The sequence below is a fragment of the Aliivibrio sp. 1S128 genome (genome assembly GCF_001691065.1).
GTDB lineage: Bacteria > Pseudomonadota > Gammaproteobacteria > Enterobacterales > Vibrionaceae > Aliivibrio.
In genome coordinates, this window is the sequence record NZ_MAJV01000132.1 from 4,321 (window position 1) to 5,024 (window position 704).

General features: G+C 35.9%; 1 protein-coding gene. It reads left to right on the top strand.

Features of this window, described 5'->3' with window-relative positions; genetic code table 11:
• On the top strand, positions 1–682 hold a 682-nt coding region (locus A6E03_RS17955; protein ID WP_255310665.1), incomplete at its 5' end, for a hypothetical protein.
• Positions 683–704: the final 22 nt, after the last annotated feature.

Consider the following 704-nt stretch of genomic DNA (forward strand, 5'->3'; position numbering starts at 1 on the left):
TATGCAGGCGTTATATGCTTCAAGGATGAAAAAAGTGAAATACGATATTTCTTTTATACATACAGGTCAGGTTCATATTGAAAAATTTGGTTCATTAGTTGCTGAGCTTTCGCCTAATTTACTTATAAATCATATTGTTGATGAGTCATTGTTAACTCATGCTCAGCAGTTTGGTGTTGATTCGATATTAAAATCTAACCTTCTAGCGCAGTTGGAAGCTTTGAGTTTAGTCAGCAAAGTCATTGTGATCACTTGTTCATCGATTGGTGGCATTGCTGAAGAAATAGATAACTTAAATGGTTGTAAAGTTCAACGAGTCGATCAGGCAATGGCTGATTTTGCTGTTGAAAATGGAAATAATATTTTGGTTCTTGCGGCATTAGAAAGTACTTTAGAACCAACTCGTGAACTGTTGCTGAAATCGCTAGCCAAACACAACTCAAAATCTAAGCTTACTTTGTGCTGTGTTGAAAATGCATGGGATTACTTTCTAGTTGGCAATATGGAAGAATATTATGACCAAATCAGTGCTGTAATTACCTCTAATGAGACAAAGTATGACTTAATCGTATTAGCTCAGGCTTCAATGTCTGAGGTTCAAAATAATGTTAACGTCTCTATTCCAGTAATTAGCAGTCCACGCCTTGGTGTCGAACGAGCAATAAAAGCACTAACAATTTAAGGCGCATATAACAAATGCATCA